Genomic DNA, 19263 nt, shown 5'->3' with positions numbered 1-19263 from the left:
TTCAACGAGGGCAATGTTGAAAAAGGAATTAGGCCTTAATAATTCTTTTAATTCTCAATTTTTACGAGGGACAATTTTTTATTATATGGTCTGTTACCTTTTGATTTTAATGCTTCATTAGCTTCTTCTATACTATTGAATTTATCATAATAGATGTAATATTCACTAGTGTTAACGTCATAGAAGAAATCTACATTCGTTCGACCTGATGCTACTACTTTAGTAACAAAGTCATTTCTCTTTTCTACATCAGTATGAACTGCAATTATTAAATAATATCCATTCTCAACATTTTTGACATTCTTAAGAATTTGGATGTTATTACTTTGCTCTTCTCCAAAATCGAAATCTTCTTCTTTTAGGATTGAACTCGTTAATGCTGTAGTCTGCTTGATGTTCTGTAATGTTGTTCTATCTTGAGAAAAACGTTCTTCTTCATTATCAAATGCAGCACGTTTAATTCTTCGTCTTCTCTCAAATTCAGTAGCAACTCTAATTTCCTCAAGTCTAACCTCTAATTGAGTTTTTGCCGATATTGCTTCAGCTTGTTCAGTTTTTAATCGCTTTAAAGTTTTTCTGTAATGCAAGTAAACCTCATCATTATAAAGCGTATCTGCTTCAAAATTATCTTCATATAATTCTTGTAACTCATCAATCTTTTTATTTCTTGTAGTGATAATGTTATCTAAATTTGACTTAATAGCATTTAATGCATTGTTTTCAGCAGTTATACTTTTAAATGGTTTTGGTTGAACAGTAACACCTTGTTCACTTAAATCATTCTCTTCTTTTAAATCTTTAAGGTCTTTATCTTTAATTCCAACAATGTCATCAAATTGTTTTAATAAATCAGTTTGTGATTTTTTAGCATCTTCTGTTTGTTTCGTTATAGATAACATTGATTTCCCAAGTTCATCCTTTGGATCTGTAATTAGTTCGTTTTTAGCTTCTTGTTCTGCTAATAACTTAGCTTGAGTATCAGCTTCTTGTTGTGCTTTTTGTTCTGCTAATAATTTAGCCTGAGCGTCAGCTTCTAGTTGCGCTTGTTGTTCTGCTAATAATTTAGCTTGAGCATCAGCTTCTAGTTGTGCTTGTTGTTCTGCTAATAATTTAGCTTGTGCATCAGCTTCTAGTTGTGCTTGTTGTTCTGCTAATAATTTAGCTTGAGCATCAGCTTCTAGTTGCGCTTTTTGTTCTGCTAATAATTTAGCTTGAGCATCTGCTTCTTGTTGTATTTTTTGTTCTGCTAATAATTTAGCTTGGGCCTCAGCTTCTTGTTGTGCTTTCTGTTCTGCCAATAATTTGGCTTGAGCATCAGCCTCTCGTTGTGCTTTCTGTTCAGCTAATAATTTAGTTTGAGCATCTGCATCTTGTTGAGCTTTCTGTTCTGCTAATAATTTAGCTTGAGCATCTGCATCTTGTTGAGCTTGTTGTTCAGCTAATAATTTAGCTTGAGCATCTGCATCTTGTTGTGCTTTCTGTTCAGCTAATAGTAATGCTTGTGCGTCAGCATCTTGTTTAGCTTTCTGTTGAGCTAATAGTATTGTCTGTGCTTCAGCGTCTTGTTTAGCTTTTTGTTCTGCTAATAGTTTCACTTGTGCTTCAGCTTCTTGTTGAACCAGTTGCTCAGCTTTTCTTTCTGCAGCTAATTTGCGATTTTCTTCAGCTTTTTCTTTAGATATTTTTGATACAGTTGGTTTTTTCTTGTTTCCTGAAATTAATCCAGTTACTTCATCACCACTACTATAATCGTAGTAGTCTTTATTTTTAAACCTATAGGCAAGGGTAATGTCGTGTGAAGGACCAAAGTCGGTTAAATCACCAATTGCTTTTTCAAAATTGTATTCTATTGCAATCTGTGGTGTTATGTTTATTCCAGCACCACCAGAAATTCCGAATACAGAATTATAACCTACTTGCGCCCAAATTCCTTTAGGTACAGTAAGCATTGCCATAGCAGAAATAATAGTTTCATCCGTTTTGAATTCAGATCTTAAAAGACCAGAAAATTTAGCTTCATCAAAGAAACCTCTGCTATTCATATATCCAGTATACATTATATGTGCCTGAATCCCTTGTTCAGGATTATCTTGTAGTAATTCTGACGATTCAAAATTGTAAACTGCCAAGTTGTTTATTGAAAGACCAAAGTCTATAAATGCCAAACCGTAATTAATTCCAGGATTAATAGTTAGTAATAAATTATCTGGAATATTCTGTAAAGAAGGATCATCAACATTTGTAATAACATTACCAGTATTGAGTCCGCTTTTGTAGGCTCCAATGTTAAGTCCGAAAGTAAGGTTGCTATCTCTAGCCATTCTTACATTATATGCAAAGTTTACAGTACCACCAAAAGTTGTTAAAACACCATAATCTTGTTGAAACAGTCCGAATCCTGCTCCAATATTTTCACCAAAACGTCCTGAATAACTCGCTAAGTAGGTGAGAGGTGCATTATCAAATTGTACCCATTCTCTTTTATTAAAAATACTGATGTATTTATGTTGCTCTCTAACAAAACTGAATGTAGGGTTGATTACAAAGCGATTAAAGGTTAATGAATTTCTTACTGGTAGGCTAAGCGAGACCACTCCATCATCTTCTTGAGAATAGAACATCTGTATAGAACAGATACATAATACTAAAACCAAAAGATGTGTTTTCATATTATCTTACTACTGTTATTGAGCCTTTTTTAGTTTCATTATCTGATGTGGTTATCACATAGTAAAAGACTTGGTTAATGCTTGTTAAATTCAAATCGTTTTCTGGCCAGTTATTTAGATAGTTGTCCGTTTGTAATATCACTTTTCCACGATTGGTCATGATCATTACGTTGGTATCTGTGCCATTAACATATTTTGTTGGAATAATCCAAGTGTCGTTAAATCCATCTCCATTCGGACTTACAACATTTGGTATTTTTTCTACTTCAGGAAAAGGATCAATTGCTTCGTTAATTTGAAAAGCGAACTCTTTTGATGCAATACAACCCGAAGTTTCACTCACAACCACTATATAGTTGCCAAATTCTGTAGCTTCATAATTATCTTGAGTAGCATCAGTAATTAAAGTATCATCTAAATACCATTCAAATTCTGGATTGTTAGCTGTAGTTGTAAAGTAGACTGAAAGACTTTCTCCTTCTTCAATAGTATTTTCTTCTGACACATTAATTGTAGCATCAAATAATTCGCTAACAAGTTCTATTGCACCTGTAGCAAAACAGTTTCCTAAATCAACCTGAACAGCGAAAGTTCCAGATTCATTAGTTTCATACATTTGATTTGTAGCTTCAGAAATCACAACGCCATTTTTAAACCATTGGTAACTGTTTCCTGCCAAAGTTGTTAAGGTTGTGACACCTTGACCTGGACAAAATGGATTACCTAAACTAGATGCGATTCCAGCATTAGCTTCTCCTGAAGAAACTTCAGTTACTATTACACGATTTGAAAATGAATTAGATGTACATGTACCATAATTTGTTTCAGCAAAATAAGTGCCTTCATCAGTAACAGTTAGAGTGGGACCTTCAGCAACAATAACAGATGTTGTTGGACCAGTTTCTTTAAACCAATTAAAGGTTAAAGACGGATAGTTAAGAGGTGAATCATTTGTTCCTGAACCAGGATTATCTATAGTTAAAAGATAATTTCCTCCAGAGCAATAAGCTGCTGTTGATACTAAATTGTTTATTGTAAATGGTGAATCTTGAATTTTATAATATGCTGCAAAAGCCGTTGAATTTGAACTCGTGGCTGCAGGTGCATTACTTTTAATTCTTATTTTATAATTCTCACCAGCAGTTGTTTCTGGTAAAGAGAAATCTAATGTTGCAGGTGAAGATGTTACACTTCCAGGACTAGACGTATAGATTACGGTTGCATTTGTAAAATCTCCATCAACATCAGACATTTCTATTGAAAATTGATTTGATGCGTTTAAAGCACTCGCAGGAGAAAAAACAAAAGTAGTACTGTAGGTGTTAAAAGATTCACTCGCACACGCTTGACTAAACCCCAAGTTTGGAGTTCCAATAACTATTTGTGCATTTAATTGTTCTTGGGTTAGAAGGACAAAAAAGCATAATCCAATAAATAGTTTATATGCAAATTTAGTAGTGTACATTTAGGGGCTGTAATTTTCTATTCTATAAGCTTTATTAATTAAATACTATTGATTAGTCATTGTCATCAATATCATCATTAGCGGCAAAGATTCTATTGATTCTTAATCTGAAATCTGGTCGTTTTGAATTTTTTAAATCGATGAATGTTTCAGCATCTGGACCTTTAGAGTACACATTATTAAATGCTCTGTTACCATACCAATTTTCTAAATCCTCATTATTAGAATTATATCTAATAAAAATATTGCCTTTACAGTTATTAAAGTACGTTCTAGTAAAACCGATTTGTTCTAAGTTTTCGCTGTTTATTGTAATTTTATTGTCTAAGATTACTGCAGGATTGAAACCAGAGATAACACTGTTGTCAATTGTAAATGAAGTATTTTCACCAATGAAGATAGCTTCGTTTACTAAACCAACTTTTATATCGTAGTTAAGATCATCACTTAAATTAACCAATGTTAAATTTTCAGCTAGAATACTGGTTTGTTTTTTTGATAAATCAGCATCTTCTCTTTTATCATAAGCGATAGCATTTATACATCTTGAAACTTCTGCTCCTGATGCATAAGGTGATCTAATCGCTAAAGAGTTTGACATTTTGCATTGCGCACCATAATTGAATTCATAGTCATTGATACTAGATTTGTAAGACACTAACTTTTCTAGGTTAACGTCTCCACCCAATATATTAAATGAGTTTCCTTCACAATAGCTAACCATTACGTTTTCGATTATGGTTTGTTGACCAACACCAGCTAACGTTAATCCGTTAAAGTATCCATAGTCTTTAGTTCTTTTACCTGCATATTCAATTCTCACATATTGTAAGATTCCTGAATAGCTATCACAGTTATCACCACCATAACTAATATCTTTTGCATCAGTTGACTCCAATCCATAATTTAAGGCATCCTCATTTCCAAATTTATTAGTCGGTGCATCACCAAGAATAAACAATCCGCCCCAATCACCGGGTTTCTTTAAACTTCTGCCAGATGTAAAAACGATAGGGTCTGTATAAGTCCCGTTCGCAACTATTTTAGAACCATTAGTTATAGTAAGAGATCCTTTGGTAACGAAGTCACCAATGATGATTGTACCTGGTTCAATAGTAAGCGTTGTGCTATCTGTAACAAAGACATCACCTAAAAGCAAATAAGTATCACTCTTATACAATTTGGTGTCTCTAGTAATACTTCCACTTAAGATTTGAGTAGGTGTACCGTAATCAACTTTATTAGGTTTAAATTCAGTCCAAGGGTTTAGCCAATTATCATAGCCAATGATTCCTTTTTCTTGCTGAGCAAAAACATTGCCATACACTAGTAAGAATAAAAGTGTAATTTGAGTAATTTTTTTCATAGTGATTAAATTCATTTAGTTTAGATAAGCGGGCTCTTAAATATTGACCCAAACATATGATTAATACTTATGAAATGCAAATAATATCGACGAAATGCACTATTTTAATGTATGATTAGTATTTTTCCTACAAAATTGAGATGATATTGACTTGAATTTAAGTTCTATAATTAATTATCGAGAAATCAAGAGGTTATGCATATAGGGTTGGACATAAAAAAACCTCAACGATTAAGTTGAGGTTTGGTATTAAACTATTGGAAAACGGATGCGACTAATCAGTTTTATAATCGTTATAGGTATGCAATGATTTTAGAGTTTCCTCATAAAATAGAATTGCTGCAATTAGATCTCGTGTATCGGAGTATGGTAAAATTGTTTTCTGAAATTCAATAGTACTATCAAAATAGCTTACTGAAGCATCAACATTATTTTCTAAAGCCTTTTTGTTTTCCTTCGTATCAGGAATTCCTAAATCTGACATCGTAATACCAGGTTTTGTAGCAAAAGCAATATTTGGTAATATGTTTACAATAACTTTAATACGTTCTGTATATAAAGTAAGTAATTCTCCTTTAGACATTCTGTCTAATTCATCATGGCTATGGTATTTTGAAATGTTTACTTTGCCAGTAATGATATTCATTGACGTATTCTTTTTATTAGATGTCGTCTTTTTGTTTTGAGCGAAACCTATTCCTGTCATTAGGAAAAAAGTTAGGATTAATAAAGTAGATTTTGTTCTCATTTTTTGAGTTTTTAGTTAATCTGGGTGAAGCAAATCTATACATTTTATTAAAAAAAACAACTTAATTTAAAGATTTTTTGCAAATTTTCTTAACACATGAAATGCGTATTTCTTGGATAAAGTGCATTTTTACTGGATTAAATGCAAATTTTCACGACGAAATACTTTTGAGTATTTTAACTGAATTTCAGCTTTAAAATGGTTGAATTCTTGATTTTTTCGATATAATTATTGGTTTTATTCAAACACATTATTTATAAAAAACTGACATTAATCTGGTGTTTTTAATACACAACTGATGTTCTTCAAATCGTGAAATTTCTTGTATTTAAACGTTAGAATTTGCATAATGACACATTTCGTCGTGTTATTTATACGTTAATTCGATTTTTTTAAGCTTTTGGATATAAATCATTGAAATTTGGTGTAACCCAAAATGCTTAACCACAATGAAATACCTATTCACCTTTATTTGTTTGACCTGTTTAATTGGTACTAATTATTCTATTAGTGCACAGGAATCTATTGAAGTTTCTGAAGACTTTTTAAACAGAAGTCCTATATATGATTATACAGAACTTCAATTAAACAACACCGATACTATTCCTGGTTTTGAATCAAAATTGAATAAACTTAAAATTACTGGAACTATATATCAAAGTGATGGTGTTACTCCTGCTAGTGACGTTATCTTATATATTGATCAGGCAGATGAAAATGGTGATTTCGATTTAAGATATAATAATGAGAAACGTTATGTGCACAATAGAGGTTGGATAAAGACAGATGCAGATGGAACCTATACCTTTTATACATACGTTCCAGGAAATGATAGACGTTTCAACCAGATGCAACAATTATTTCCTATAGTTAAAGAACCTTCTAAAGACGCATATGAAATTGCTTCATTTCTTTTTGATGAAGACCCATTTTTATCTAAAACATGTCGTAGAAGAATGGCTAAAAAAGGAGATCCTACTAGAATCCTTAAGCTTAAAACTGTAGATGGTTTAAGTGTTGTACAGAAAGATATTGTTTTAGGTTTAGATATAGAGAGTACAAAATAGAAGTACTATTTCTCTATCACTAATTTCTGACCAGGTTTAATAACAGAATTCTTATTGATTGCATTTGTTTTGCAAATTGCTGCTATTGTTATGTTGTTTCTTTTTGAAATTCGAGACAAGGTATCACCACGTTTAACTACGTATATTTTCTTTTGCTTCTTTAAGCTTGTGATAGCATCTTCTTCAGTTAATAAAGGAATAATTTTACTTTGTCGTTTTGAATTGTGGACATAAGTACGTGTCCATTGTTGTGTAACCCAAATTTCATTTGATCTTATAGAATTTGAATCATTAAATTCAAATAGATATTCTGGATTTATTGCGATGCCTTTGTAATTCACTACTAAATGTAAGTGACTTCCTCTAGCATTTCCAGAAACACCACCTTTACCTAAATATTGACCTTTAAATACAGAGTCATTTTCTTTCACACCATATGCAGACAAATGTGCGTATACAGTTTCCAAACCATTGTAATGTCTAACAACTACGGTTTTACCATGACCTCTAGAATATCTCGACATTCTTACAATACCATCAAACATTGAAAACAAGCTATCACCAGTAATCAAATCAATATCGATGCCTTTGTGACCTCGACCTCTTCGCCATCCATAACGAGATGTAACCACTTTGTTTTTGCTAATTGGTGAAGCGTAAGTAGAATCCTTAAATTCTAATTGTAAAGGAAACATCACAACTTCATTTTTAAACGGATTATAAACGGTATGGTCCCAGTTTTCAGCTTTAATATCAATAGGAGCGATAGTATCTAGCTTGATAATTGTATCTGTTGAATCTGCTTTTTTTATAACCTCAAAATCTAATTGATCAACAATTTTTAGATCAGGAATTTTTTGGCTATAAATACTTAAAGACACTACAGTTAGAAGGAATGTGAAAAGTAATTTCATAAATTTAATAAAAAACGCTAATTTTTTTTTGATGGCCGAATATAGAAAATATAAACGTAACTTTTTGTTAATGTATTGTGAATTATGATTGTTGAAAGATTGAAATACGATTCTACAATTCCCAAATATTAAAATATGATTGTACACGATTAGAAATGTATATCTTTGAGAAACAAAACACTTTAATTCATGAAAAACCTTCTATACTTCGCATTAATTCTTCTAGTATTCGTGTCCTGCAAAAACGATAAGTCTACTGTTGACGTCAAAACTTCGCCAGAAATCAAACCTGTGGTTTTTGAAGGAATGGATTCTTCTATTAAACCTGGAGATGACTTCTTTAATCACGTTAATAAAACTTGGTTTGAAAATGCTGTAATCGCTGATGATCAAGTCGGAGTAGGAGCGTATCGATTTTTAAATATTCCTCAGCAGGAATTGCTTAAAAACATATTAGAAGAAGTATCACAGGAAGAGCATACAAAAGGAAGTATTGAACAAAAAGTTGGCGATTTTTATTCGTCTGGAATGGATACAATAAGCATCAATAGACGCGGTATAAAGCCAATTCAGCCTATTTTAGATAGAATAGATAAAATTAGTGATGTACCATCTTTGTTAGCTTTTGTTGCTACTCAAATGCAGTCAGGTGACTATTCTATCATGAATCCTTACATTTCTCCAGATCAGGAGGATAGTTCAATTAATATATTACATTTTGCTCAAACAGGATTAGGCTTACCAGATCGTGATTATTACTTTGCAGAAGATCCTTCAGTTCAACAAATTCAGGAAGCTTATAAAACGTACTTAACTCGTCTTTTTGAATTAGTAGGTGATGATAATGCTAAGGCACAAGCAGAAATCGTTTACAATATCGAAACTCAATTAGCAAAATCGCACAAGACAAGAGTAGAACGCAGAATCATTAAAGAGAACTACCATAAAATGGCGGTTTCTGATTTACAAGCAAAACACACAAACATCGATTGGATGTCTTTGCTAAATACTTTAGATGCCAAGGTGGATTCTTTAGACATAGCACAACCTGCTTATTATGATGCTGTAAATACGATGCTAGCTTCTGTGTCCTTAGACGATTGGAAGTTGTTTTTAAAAGCAAACTCTATAGGTTCTCATGACAATATTTTGAGTAAACCTTTTCAAGATGCATCTTTCAATTATTCTAAAGTGTTATCGGGTCAATCTGAGCAACAACCAAGAGCAAAGCAAATGGTGCGTCGTGTTGACGGACAAATAGGTTTTGCTTTAGGACAGTTATATGTGAAACGTTATTTTAATGAAGATGCTAAAAAGCGCGCCTTAGATTTGGTCAATAATTTTCAGAAAGTATTAGAAAAACGTATTGATAATTTAGATTGGATGAGTGATAGTACCAAGGTAAAAGCGATTGATAAACTCTATGCGATTAACAAAAAAATCGGATATCCAGATGTATGGCGAACGTATGACGTTTCTATCAGTAGAGATCAATTTTTTGAAAACGTAGTTGCCTTACGCAAAGATGCTTATGTATACGAACTTAAACAATTAAATAAAGCGCCAAATAGGGACGAATGGTATACAACACCTTCCACAGTAACAGCGTATTATAATCCGTCACTTAATGAGATTGTATTCCCAGCTGGTATTTTACAAGCACCTTATTTTGATTTGTATGCAGATGATGCTGTAAATTATGGAGGTATAGGAATGGTAATTGGTCATGAGTTTACACATGCTTTTGATGACCAAGGCGCACAATATGATAAAAATGGGAATGTTACTAATTGGTGGACTGATGATGACTACACCAAATTTAAAGCAAAAACAGAGCAAATCGTTGAGCAGTATAACCAATTTACGGTATTGGATAGCATACATTTAAAAGGCGCTTTAACGGTTGGTGAAAACACTGCCGATAATGGTGGAATAGCAATTGCTTTTGATGCTTTTAAAATGACTGAGCAAGGACAAGGCACTACTAAAATTGGTGATTTCACTCCAAATCAACGTTTCTTCTTATCAGTTGCAAATATTTGGCGTGTAAAAATGCGCGATGAATACTTACGTAATTACGTGGCTACAGATCCACATTCACCACCAATTTGGAGAGTTAATGGACCATTAATGAATTTTACTCCATTTTATGAAGCTTTTAATGTACAAAAAGGTGAAGCGAATTATAGAACAGAAGCCGAGCGTATAAAGATTTGGTAGAATCTGCTTTTTTAATGTATGTACAGATAATTTATGGGTAACTCATATGTGTTGAACCAAATGTATCCTTTTTTGGACCAAATGATTACATCTTCGATTTAATGGTATAGTAGTTTTGAGGTATTAAAAATTAAAACTAATAAATCATGAAGACAATTAAAGTCATCTTAATCTTAGCGCTAATTACTACAAATTATGCGATAGGTCAAGAAAAACAAGATCAAGTAATCACTAAAAACAACACTATGAAAACTTATGTCATTGAACGTATTATTCCAGGAGCAGGAGATTTAACAACTGAGCAGTTAAAAGGAATCTCTCAAACATCTTGTACAGTTTTAAAAGAAATGGGACCGAAAATTGAATGGAAACATAGCTATGTTACTGGAGATAAGGTATACTGCGTTTACAACGCAGAAAACAAAGAGTTAGTTGAAGAGCATGCTCGAAAAGGAAATTTCCCTGCTAATTCAATAAGTGAAGTCAAAACAATGATAAGTCCTGAAACTGCAGAACTTTAGATTAAATAAAAGCGAATACAAGAAGCTATCAAATTCAAAGTTAGCTTCTTGTTTTATAATAATAGTATCTTAGATAAAAATAAATTGTATGCCAATATATATGGATTTTCACGATTTGCCAGATGGTGTTACATCAGCACATGTTGCTGAAATGCATCAGGCAGATTTAAAAATTGAACACAAATATAATTGTCGTGGATTAACCTATTGGTGTGATGAAAGACGACAAACGGCTTTCTGCTTAATTGAAGCGCCTAACAAGCAGGCCATAATTGATTTACATGAAAAAGCACATGGCGCAGTTCCACAACGAATTATAGAAGTCAATGATACCATAGTTGAATCTTTTTTGGGTAGAATAGTAGATCCTGAAAAATCGAAAAACACAAAACTCAATATCATAAATGATCCAGCCTTTAGAACATTAATGGTGGTTACATTAAAAAAGAAAAAACTCCGAAACAGTGGACAAGAAACTTTAAATGCAGCTATTCGTGGTTATCATAAGTCTATTACCAATATAGTTAGCAATCACAATGGACGAATCGTTAATGAAAAATCCAATATATATTTAATGTCTTTCGATTCCGTAACTAAAGCGATTCAAAGTGCTAATAAAATTCAAGAGATTCATAATTGTGTGATTACTCCAGATTTAGAATTTAATATTGGAATTAGTGCAGGTATTCCAGTAACAAATAAGAAAAGTATCTTTGAAGAAACCATTAAAGAAGCCAATTATTTGTCTTTAGTTAGTCGAGGTCAAATTGTACTCTCACCAGAGGTTAATGATTTATACGAAAGTGAGAATCAAAACAATCCGATTAATTCAGAAGGGATTATTTCTCTAGACAGAAAAGAAATAGAATTTGTAGTGCAATTAGCAGAATATACGAAAACGGTATGGTCTCAGTCTAATATTACAGTAGGTGATTTTCATAAAAATTTAGGTTATAGTAAATCTAAATTATATCGAACAATGATGTCAGTTATTGGGAACTCTCCTAACAGCTTTTTAAAATCGTATCGATTAAATGAGGCTTTGCAATTACTTAAAAATCAAAAGTCTAACATTTCTGAAGTTGCTTATAGGTGTGGTTTCAGCAGTCCTGCTTATTTCTCTAAATCTTTCCAAGAAGCTTATGGCATGCTACCTTCAAAGTATATTAAGAAAATAGCCTAATTATTTAATTATTAGATGTGTGTCGAAAATGTGGCATCATCTTTGAATACTATTAAATAATTATTAAAAATTAAATATAATACAATGAGTAAAGGAACAGTAAAATTCTTCAATGATGCCAAAGGTTTTGGTTTTATAACAGAAGAAGGCGTAGACAAAGATCACTTTGTACACATTTCTGGATTGATAGACGAAATTCGCGAAGGCGATTCCGTTGAATTCGATTTACAAGAAGGCAACAAAGGATTAAACGCAGTAAACGTAAAAGTTATCTAATACATATACTACTAGTTTTAGAAGAGCCCATCAATTTTGATGGGCTTTTTTTATGAATGCATCTATCTATATCGAAACAAGGATAATATCTTTTATAGCTAGACTGAAATAGGGCTTTCTAAAAGAATTATTTTATTTTTCAGTACTTTTTAAAGTTCAGTTGTTATATATAAAAGAACTCAAAAACACTCAAATTATGAAGAAGACCATTTTTATGTTAATATTAGTAGCGACACTATTTAATTGCTCAAGCGATGATGATGCAACGATTCCTGAAGATAACAGTATTGAAGCAACACTATTAGGACGCTGGAGCCTTGTTGGATTTGAAGACAATATCCTTTATGAATTTACAGTAGATAAACGTTTTGATATTTATGGAATTGATGGCGTATTCGGAACTGTAGAAGAACAAATTGCTGATGGACTAAATGGTTTAGACTGGTTTTATGAAGGAGACCAAGTGATTGTAGATCTTAACTTTGGAAATACGTCTATATTAACACCTCAATTTGTGTGTGATAATTATGTAGTAAATTGGATAAATGATGATGGAGAAATCCACAGTACGATGTTTAGAGAAGCTTTCGATTACGCATCATGTAATGAATAAAATAGAAACGTCATTAAATTAGTTTTTTAATGTTGGTTGGTAAAAAGCTGCGATTGATTGCAATCGCAGCTTTTTTATGTTTAAGTGGAAAATTTGTGCTTATTATTTTTTAATTCTAATCGGCTTCAAATGAATTAAACCAAAGATGTCTAATAGTTTTATGATCAAATATGTAATATCAATCTCATACCATTTCACACCAAAGTTAGCTCTGCTTGCATGTTTATGATGATTATTATGGTAACCTTCACCCATCATTAAAAAATCAAAGCGGAAGAGGTTTTTACTCGTATTCTTCATTTGGTAATTCACATAACCATAAATATGACCAAACCAATTAATGATGACACCATGAATTGGAGCCATTAAAAATGCTATTGGTAATAGTAACCATTGCCACCAGGCTGTAACAAAGTATACAAAGACTAAAATATAAAGTGTAATCCAAAGCAGTCGTGAAAATCGAGAACTTGCGAATGTATCAAACCCTTTCCACTGTGGAACATTTTTAGTAAAACGCTCATCTATAGAAATCCGTTGTTTATTAATGTCTTGATAGATCGTTTTTGTTTTCCACATCATGGCAAATAAATTAGCATCATGAGATGGAGAATGTGGATCCTCTTTAGTATCTGTATAGGCATGATGCATACGATGCATTACTCCGTAACCATAAGCACTTAAGTAACTTGAGCCTTGAAAAATCCAGGTGAGAACAAAGGTGATGCGTTCCATGAGTTTTGACATGGTAAATACTTGATGAGCAGCATAACGATGCAAAAAGAACGACTGAAAAAACAAGCCTCCATACCACAGCACTAAAACGAAAAGAACAATCACCATAATCTTTTTTTGCAAAGATAATCTGATGTTGCATTTGAAACAATGAACCCAAATCAATTAAATGGAATTTAAATCCGTTTTCTAATTCTGCTTAAGGCTTGCGCAGTGACGCCAATATAGGAACTGATGTATTTGAGAGGAATTACCTTTATGAGTTCTGGACGCTCTTTAAACAATTTTAAATAGCGCTCTTCAGCTGTAAGGTTTAAGAGGTTTTGTTCACGCTTAGATTTTAATAAAAAGAGACGTTCAGCTGTTAGTCTACCAACTAGGTTTCCGATTTGTGTTGTTTTATAAACAGCTTGTAAATCGTCATAAGTCATACTTAAAATAGTCGTTTCAGTAAGAGCTTGCAATTGATAAGCTGAAGGTTTCTGAGTTAAGAACGAATCATATGCACTAACAAACTGGTCTTTAAAACTAAAACCAAAGGTGATTTCTTTTTCAGGATCGTCTTTCGGAATAAATAAACGTACAACACCAGATTCGATAAAAGAAATGTGATTTTCTATAGCGTTGAGTTTTAAAAACACGTCTTTCTTCGGAATGATACGACGCTGTAATTTGGATGTAAAAAACTCCCAATCTGAGTTTGATATCGTCGCTATTTGTTCTAAGTAATTTTTTATTTGTTGCAAATCTTATCGTCCAAGTAAATGAGATTACAAAGATACTTTATTCGAGATTAGCTAAATAATTATTAGAAGTAAATATCTCAATTTAACCTCACGAATTTTTGATTACATCAGAAGAAAAACTAAGCCTTTAAAAGTTTAGTAAATAGGAATTATTATCAGTTAATTTTCGCAATTATGAGTTAGAATTTTGCTTGTATGGTTTATTTATCACTTGTTAAATCACTCTAAACGACACTTAATTATTTAATAATTAGGATTTTAAGTTAGATTTTGTGAAATATCAATATTCTGCACACATGGCTATTTGTATTGTTTTTGTATAGGTAGTGGATACTTTCTATTGAAGATTATTCATTTTCTTGTACAGAATATTAAATAATATCTAACAAAAATATGAAAAATTTTACATTTTTACTGTGCCTCTTGATTACTTCAGTAGGCTTTTCTCAAACCATTGTAGAAGATTTTGACCCAGTAAGACCAGGAACTGCATTTTTTCAAGATAATGGTGATGGTACTGTAGGCATATCTCAAGTTGCTGATCCTGCTTCGGGAGGAACAAGAGGAAATGTTCTTAGACTTGCCACAACTGCTGGAGCACCATGGCAAGGAGCAGGGCTTATTCTTCAATCAGGTTTTGAGCTTGATTTAACTGATGATCCTGGTGATCCAGATGAGAAAAAGGTAAAAATGTGGGTGTACTACTCAAATATGGGAGCGTCACTTAATTTTTTAGCTAAAGTAACTACAGGTGGACCAGCTTCTGCAACAGATGCTACACATACAGGAACTGGTTGGGAACAACTAACTTTTGATTTTGCAGTTAATAAAGATGATACAGCACAAGCAAATGGGATTTATTCAACAATAGTGTTTTTTCCAGGATGGAGAACTACAGGTGCATGTACAACTGGTTGTTATCCAGATAATCCAATACCAAACATTACAATGTTTATAGATGAGATTAGTTTTGGAGCAGCACCTCTTGTTGTAGACGTAACAGGTGATCTTTATATCAATGACGGCACTTTTACTGCTGGTGATTTTACTACAGCGGCAGGTCAAGACATTGCCACAAATGATGGCTCAGCAGCTGAGCCATTTGCTACTTTAGACTACGCCTTAGCTCGCTCAACACAAGCACCAGGTGATGTTATTTATATTGATGCAGGAACTTATTCATGGGCGTCAACACATGCACTAACCGATTCTGGTACCTTAGCTAATCCCATTACCATACAAGGAAAAGGAAATGACGAAACTAATATAACAACCACAGCTGCCTCAACAACCTCTGCAGGTTTACACTTTACAACGGGTGAACATTGGGTAGTAAAAGACCTCAATTGGACAGCCACTGCAGCAAGAGCAGTATGGGTTGATGGTGTGGACGGTGTCACTTTAGATAACTGTACCATTAATATGACTAGTGGTAGTGCACTTCAGTCTATTATAATTAATTCTGCAGGAGGTGAACTGACTATTAAAAACTCTAGGCTTACAAGAAGTAATACGGCTTTTCATATGGTAGAAGTGGTAGAAGGTACGACTTTAATTATGCAGGACAATACGGTAAGTTTTAGCGCTCTATCGGCAGTTGGCACTGCAACTTCGGTACAACTAAGAACAAATGCGTCATCGCTATTTATTATAGAGCGTAATAAATTTGCAAACGGAGGCTATGGAATTGGAAATGTAGCTGGAACTGCAGGTCCAGTTAATTCAAGTTCAATCATTAAAAATAATTTTTTTAACAGTTATTGGGGTATTGTAACTACAATAGTGCAAGGTTTAACAGTACATAACAATTCATTTTATACAAATGGTGAAAGTATTTATGGAATCGCTGCTGGGTCTTTAACCAATTGGGACATACGGAATAATATACTATATACATATGGCAACACAAGAGCTTGTGTTATGTCAGGAAGTGCGACATCTCATCCTGCAATAATGGATTATAATCACTACTATTCTCCTAACACTGGTGCTGCCCGACAAGGAAGTACAAGTGGACCTATTCTTTCATTTATAGCTTGGCAAAATGCAGCAGGAGGTCCATGGGAAACTAACGGACAAGGAGGTAATGCAGCTTCTTTTGACCCTTTATATGTAGATGCGGCTAATGGCGACTTACATCTCCAGCCAGGTTCTCCTGCAATTGGTGCAGGTGTAGATGTAGGCATAACTGATGATATTGATGGAGACGTACGACCATTGACGGGAACTTTTGATATGGGAGCGGATGAATTTAATGCAGTCTCCTGTACAACCGTTTTAGGGAGTACAAGCGCAACTTGTGATGAACCATTAGGTCCTGGTGCAACAGACGATACCTACACAGCCACAGTCGATTTTACAAATGGATTAAATGGCAATGTATATGTTGTAGCTGCCTCTTCAGGAACTGTAGGCGGTGACGATCCCAATCTTGTAGCTTCAGGTACAATAACAGTCACAGGAATTACGGAAGGTACAGACGTTACAGTAACAGTTGATGATACTGCCGATGGTGGTTTATGTTCACTAAGTACTATGATAACAAGTCCTTCATGTATTCCGCCAGTTATATTAGATCTTTTAGAAGATTTTGAAGGAACTACAACTTTTACAGGAGCAGAAGGTCTTGGAGCAGCAAATGTTGTTACAGATCCTTTAGACGGTTTAAACACTGTTGGTCAAATTATATCAAGTAGTGCAGGTAATCCATGGCAAAATGCAAATGTCATTATGCAAGATTTCTTTATGGATTTAACAACTACGGTTATTGTTCAAGTAGATGTATATGCTACACAAGATTTTACAATGCTTGGTAAAGTAGAAAACTTACTTCCACCTGGTGCACCAGCTTCAGCTGATCAAGCCGATTATGTTTCTGGAAGTGGATGGCAAACATTAACTTTTACTTTTGACCAGGTTGTAGATAATCAAAATCTAGCAAATGGAGAATATTCACAAATAGGTTTATTCCCGAATTGGGCAGGAAATGGTTCTGGAAATAATGGTGCAAATGCTAATTGGAATGACTCTCTAGATTTTACAGTATATGTTGATAATGTTAGAGCTGTACAAGGTTCTGCATTACCTGTAGTACCTGTAAATTATGTGTATAATAATGGTTGGGCACCTAGTGATCCATCAGGCGTTTCAGGAGCTGTAGATAACATTAATGTTATTGGTGGTGATCTTGTAGTTGATGCAGATTTAGAATGTGGTCAACTTACAATTCAACCTGGTGCATCAATGACAATAGACACTGGTGTAACTATGACTACTAATGAAACAACGTGTTTTTCTCAATCGGCATTGTTCTCAAGCTTAATTGTAAATGGTACAATTACAGGAACAGTAAATTATCACAGATTTACAAACATTGTAGGTGTTAACGATTTAGCATCTCCACCGCTGTCAGGACAAACTTTTGGATCTTTTGCAACTGACCCTGGAAATGGAAATTTAGCATTTCAAGGTACTGTAAGAGGTTATGCTCCTTACAATACAGTTGCAGGTGAGTATCAAAACTATGATGTTGTTGCCAATGCAGGTACGATAATGACTTCAGGAGTAGGTTATAGAGCCGCTACAATAGATGGTAACAGATTAATCTATACAGGAACGCCTTTGAGTGGAGATGTATTAGATGTCCCTATCACTGATGCTGAAGCTGGAAAAGCTTGGAATTTAATCGGAAATCCTTATTCAAGTTACATGGATTTTGATACGTTCTTTAATGCAAACTTAGGAGAATTTGATTCTGCTGGTCCTTTCCAAGCAATATATGGTTATGATGGTAGCGCAACTAACGGTTGGGTAGTTTGGAATTTAGCAACAATTGCTGATGCAGAGGTTACTGAATTAATTGCACCAGGACAAGGATTCTTTGTTAAGTCGCAAGCAGGTGGTGGATTAGTAAATTATACATCTTCTATGAGACGTTCAGGATCTTCTGATGACTTTATACAAGGCCGTGAAGCTAGCAGTTTAAATGTTGCATTAAGTAAACTAAGATTATCAAGTTCAACTAATTCTTCTAATACACGTATCTATTTTATTGAAGGTACAACTAGAGGTTTAGATGCTGGTTATGACGCTGGATCTTATGGAGGAAATGGAGCAGCTGGTTTCTTAATATTTACGAACCTTGTAGAGGAGAATGACGGATTAGATATTGCAATCCAATCATTACCATATAATGACTTTAATGATGTTGTTATTCCAGTTGGAATAAAAGCATTAGCAGGAAGTCCATTAACTATAGGTTTAGAAGATAATATATATTCACCTGTACCTGCAAATGTTAATGTATTTCTAGAAGATACTTTATTGAATACCTTAACATTATTGAATACTTCAGATTATACATTCACACCAACAACTGATATGGTTGGTACTGGACGTTTCTTTTTGAGATATTCGGCTGATACATTGTCTTTAAATCCAAATGAAGCTCTTAATGATTTAATCATTTATACAAATGAAAATCAGAAAGACATTATTATTAAAGGTGTGTTAACAGATGCTACTGATACAGATTTATATGATATTCAAGGACGATTAGTTTTAAGTCAAAAATTAGATCCAGCTAGTTTAACTAATACAATTGATGTGTCATCAATTAGTTCTGGTGTTTATATTATTAAAGTATCTAGTAAGACTAGTACTAAAACACAAAAGCTGATTATTAAATAATAAAAGCTTAGATTAAATAATTGGAAATGAAAACTGTCGCTATTTTTTAGC

Annotated in this window: 14 protein-coding genes; 7 read left to right on the top strand and 7 right to left on the bottom strand. The window is 33.4% G+C overall.

Features of this window, described 5'->3' with window-relative positions:
- Positions 1–47 precede the first annotated feature (47 nt).
- The 4 genes from RH81_RS04970 to RH81_RS04955 form a co-directional block, all read right to left on the bottom strand.
- Entirely contained in the window at positions 48–2669 is a 2622-nt protein-coding gene (locus tag RH81_RS04970) for a PorP/SprF family type IX secretion system membrane protein (protein ID WP_052172419.1), read from the bottom strand.
- Between the two features lies 1 nt (position 2670).
- The gene (locus tag RH81_RS04965) at positions 2671–4134 is read right to left on the bottom strand and encodes a T9SS type B sorting domain-containing protein (RefSeq protein WP_033958517.1); all 1464 of its coding nucleotides are present in this window, start codon (positions 4132–4134) and stop codon (positions 2671–2673) included.
- Positions 4135–4186: 52 nt separating this feature from the next.
- Positions 4187–5500 (bottom strand): hypothetical protein, encoded by a 1314-nt coding sequence (locus RH81_RS04960; RefSeq protein WP_033958754.1) that lies wholly within the window; start codon positions 5498–5500, stop codon positions 4187–4189.
- Positions 5501–5774: 274 nt separating this feature from the next.
- Entirely contained in the window at positions 5775–6206 is a 432-nt protein-coding gene (locus RH81_RS04955; protein ID WP_338152373.1) for a hypothetical protein, read from the bottom strand.
- A gap of 491 nt (positions 6207–6697) precedes the next feature.
- Here RH81_RS04955 and RH81_RS04950 point away from each other — a divergent pair, with 491 nt between their 5' ends.
- Positions 6698–7315 carry a peptidase associated/transthyretin-like domain-containing protein gene (locus RH81_RS04950; RefSeq protein ID WP_033958514.1) on the top strand — a complete coding sequence of 206 codons (618 nt, stop codon included), beginning with the start codon at positions 6698–6700 and terminating at the stop codon, positions 7313–7315.
- A gap of 5 nt (positions 7316–7320) precedes the next feature.
- Here RH81_RS04950 and RH81_RS04945 read toward each other — a convergent pair whose 3' ends face one another.
- The gene (locus RH81_RS04945) at positions 7321–8229 is read right to left on the bottom strand and encodes a M23 family metallopeptidase (protein WP_081988219.1); all 909 of its coding nucleotides are present in this window, start codon (positions 8227–8229) and stop codon (positions 7321–7323) included.
- A gap of 189 nt (positions 8230–8418) precedes the next feature.
- Here RH81_RS04945 and RH81_RS04940 point away from each other — a divergent pair, with 189 nt between their 5' ends.
- The 5 genes from RH81_RS04940 to RH81_RS04920 all read left to right on the top strand — a co-directional run bounded on the left by RH81_RS04940 (position 8419) and on the right by RH81_RS04920 (position 13042).
- Positions 8419–10449: a M13 family metallopeptidase gene (locus tag RH81_RS04940; RefSeq protein WP_033958512.1), complete on the top strand. Its 2031-nt coding sequence runs from the start codon at positions 8419–8421 to the stop codon at positions 10447–10449.
- Positions 10450–10595: 146 nt separating this feature from the next.
- Positions 10596–10970: a DUF4242 domain-containing protein gene (locus RH81_RS04935; protein WP_081988217.1), complete on the top strand. Its 375-nt coding sequence runs from the start codon at positions 10596–10598 to the stop codon at positions 10968–10970.
- A gap of 88 nt (positions 10971–11058) precedes the next feature.
- Positions 11059–12153 carry a nickel-binding protein gene (locus RH81_RS04930; protein ID WP_033958509.1) on the top strand — a complete coding sequence of 365 codons (1095 nt, stop codon included), beginning with the start codon at positions 11059–11061 and terminating at the stop codon, positions 12151–12153.
- Positions 12154–12237: 84 nt separating this feature from the next.
- A complete protein-coding gene (locus RH81_RS04925) occupies positions 12238–12429 on the top strand; it encodes a cold-shock protein (protein ID WP_033958506.1) in 192 nt (63 codons plus the stop codon).
- A gap of 196 nt (positions 12430–12625) precedes the next feature.
- Complete coding sequence (locus tag RH81_RS04920) at positions 12626–13042, top strand: hypothetical protein (RefSeq protein ID WP_033958503.1); 417 nt, start codon at positions 12626–12628, stop codon at positions 13040–13042.
- A 102-nt stretch (positions 13043–13144) separates the two neighbouring features.
- On the opposite strand, the gene RH81_RS04915 is transcribed toward RH81_RS04920, so the two are convergent.
- Positions 13145–13885 (bottom strand): acyl-CoA desaturase, encoded by a 741-nt coding sequence (locus RH81_RS04915; protein WP_033958500.1) that lies wholly within the window; start codon positions 13883–13885, stop codon positions 13145–13147.
- A 68-nt stretch (positions 13886–13953) separates the two neighbouring features.
- Positions 13954–14523: a Crp/Fnr family transcriptional regulator gene (locus RH81_RS04910; RefSeq protein WP_033958497.1), complete on the bottom strand. Its 570-nt coding sequence runs from the start codon at positions 14521–14523 to the stop codon at positions 13954–13956.
- 393 nt (positions 14524–14916) lie between these two features.
- Here RH81_RS04910 and RH81_RS04905 point away from each other — a divergent pair, with 393 nt between their 5' ends.
- Positions 14917–19212: a T9SS type A sorting domain-containing protein gene (locus RH81_RS04905; protein ID WP_081988215.1), complete on the top strand. Its 4296-nt coding sequence runs from the start codon at positions 14917–14919 to the stop codon at positions 19210–19212.
- The last annotated feature ends 51 nt before the right edge of the window (positions 19213–19263 follow it).

Source organism: Psychroserpens jangbogonensis (assembly GCF_000797465.1).
GTDB lineage: Bacteria > Bacteroidota > Bacteroidia > Flavobacteriales > Flavobacteriaceae > Psychroserpens > Psychroserpens jangbogonensis.
This window is presented reverse-complemented; position numbering and strand designations above follow the sequence as displayed.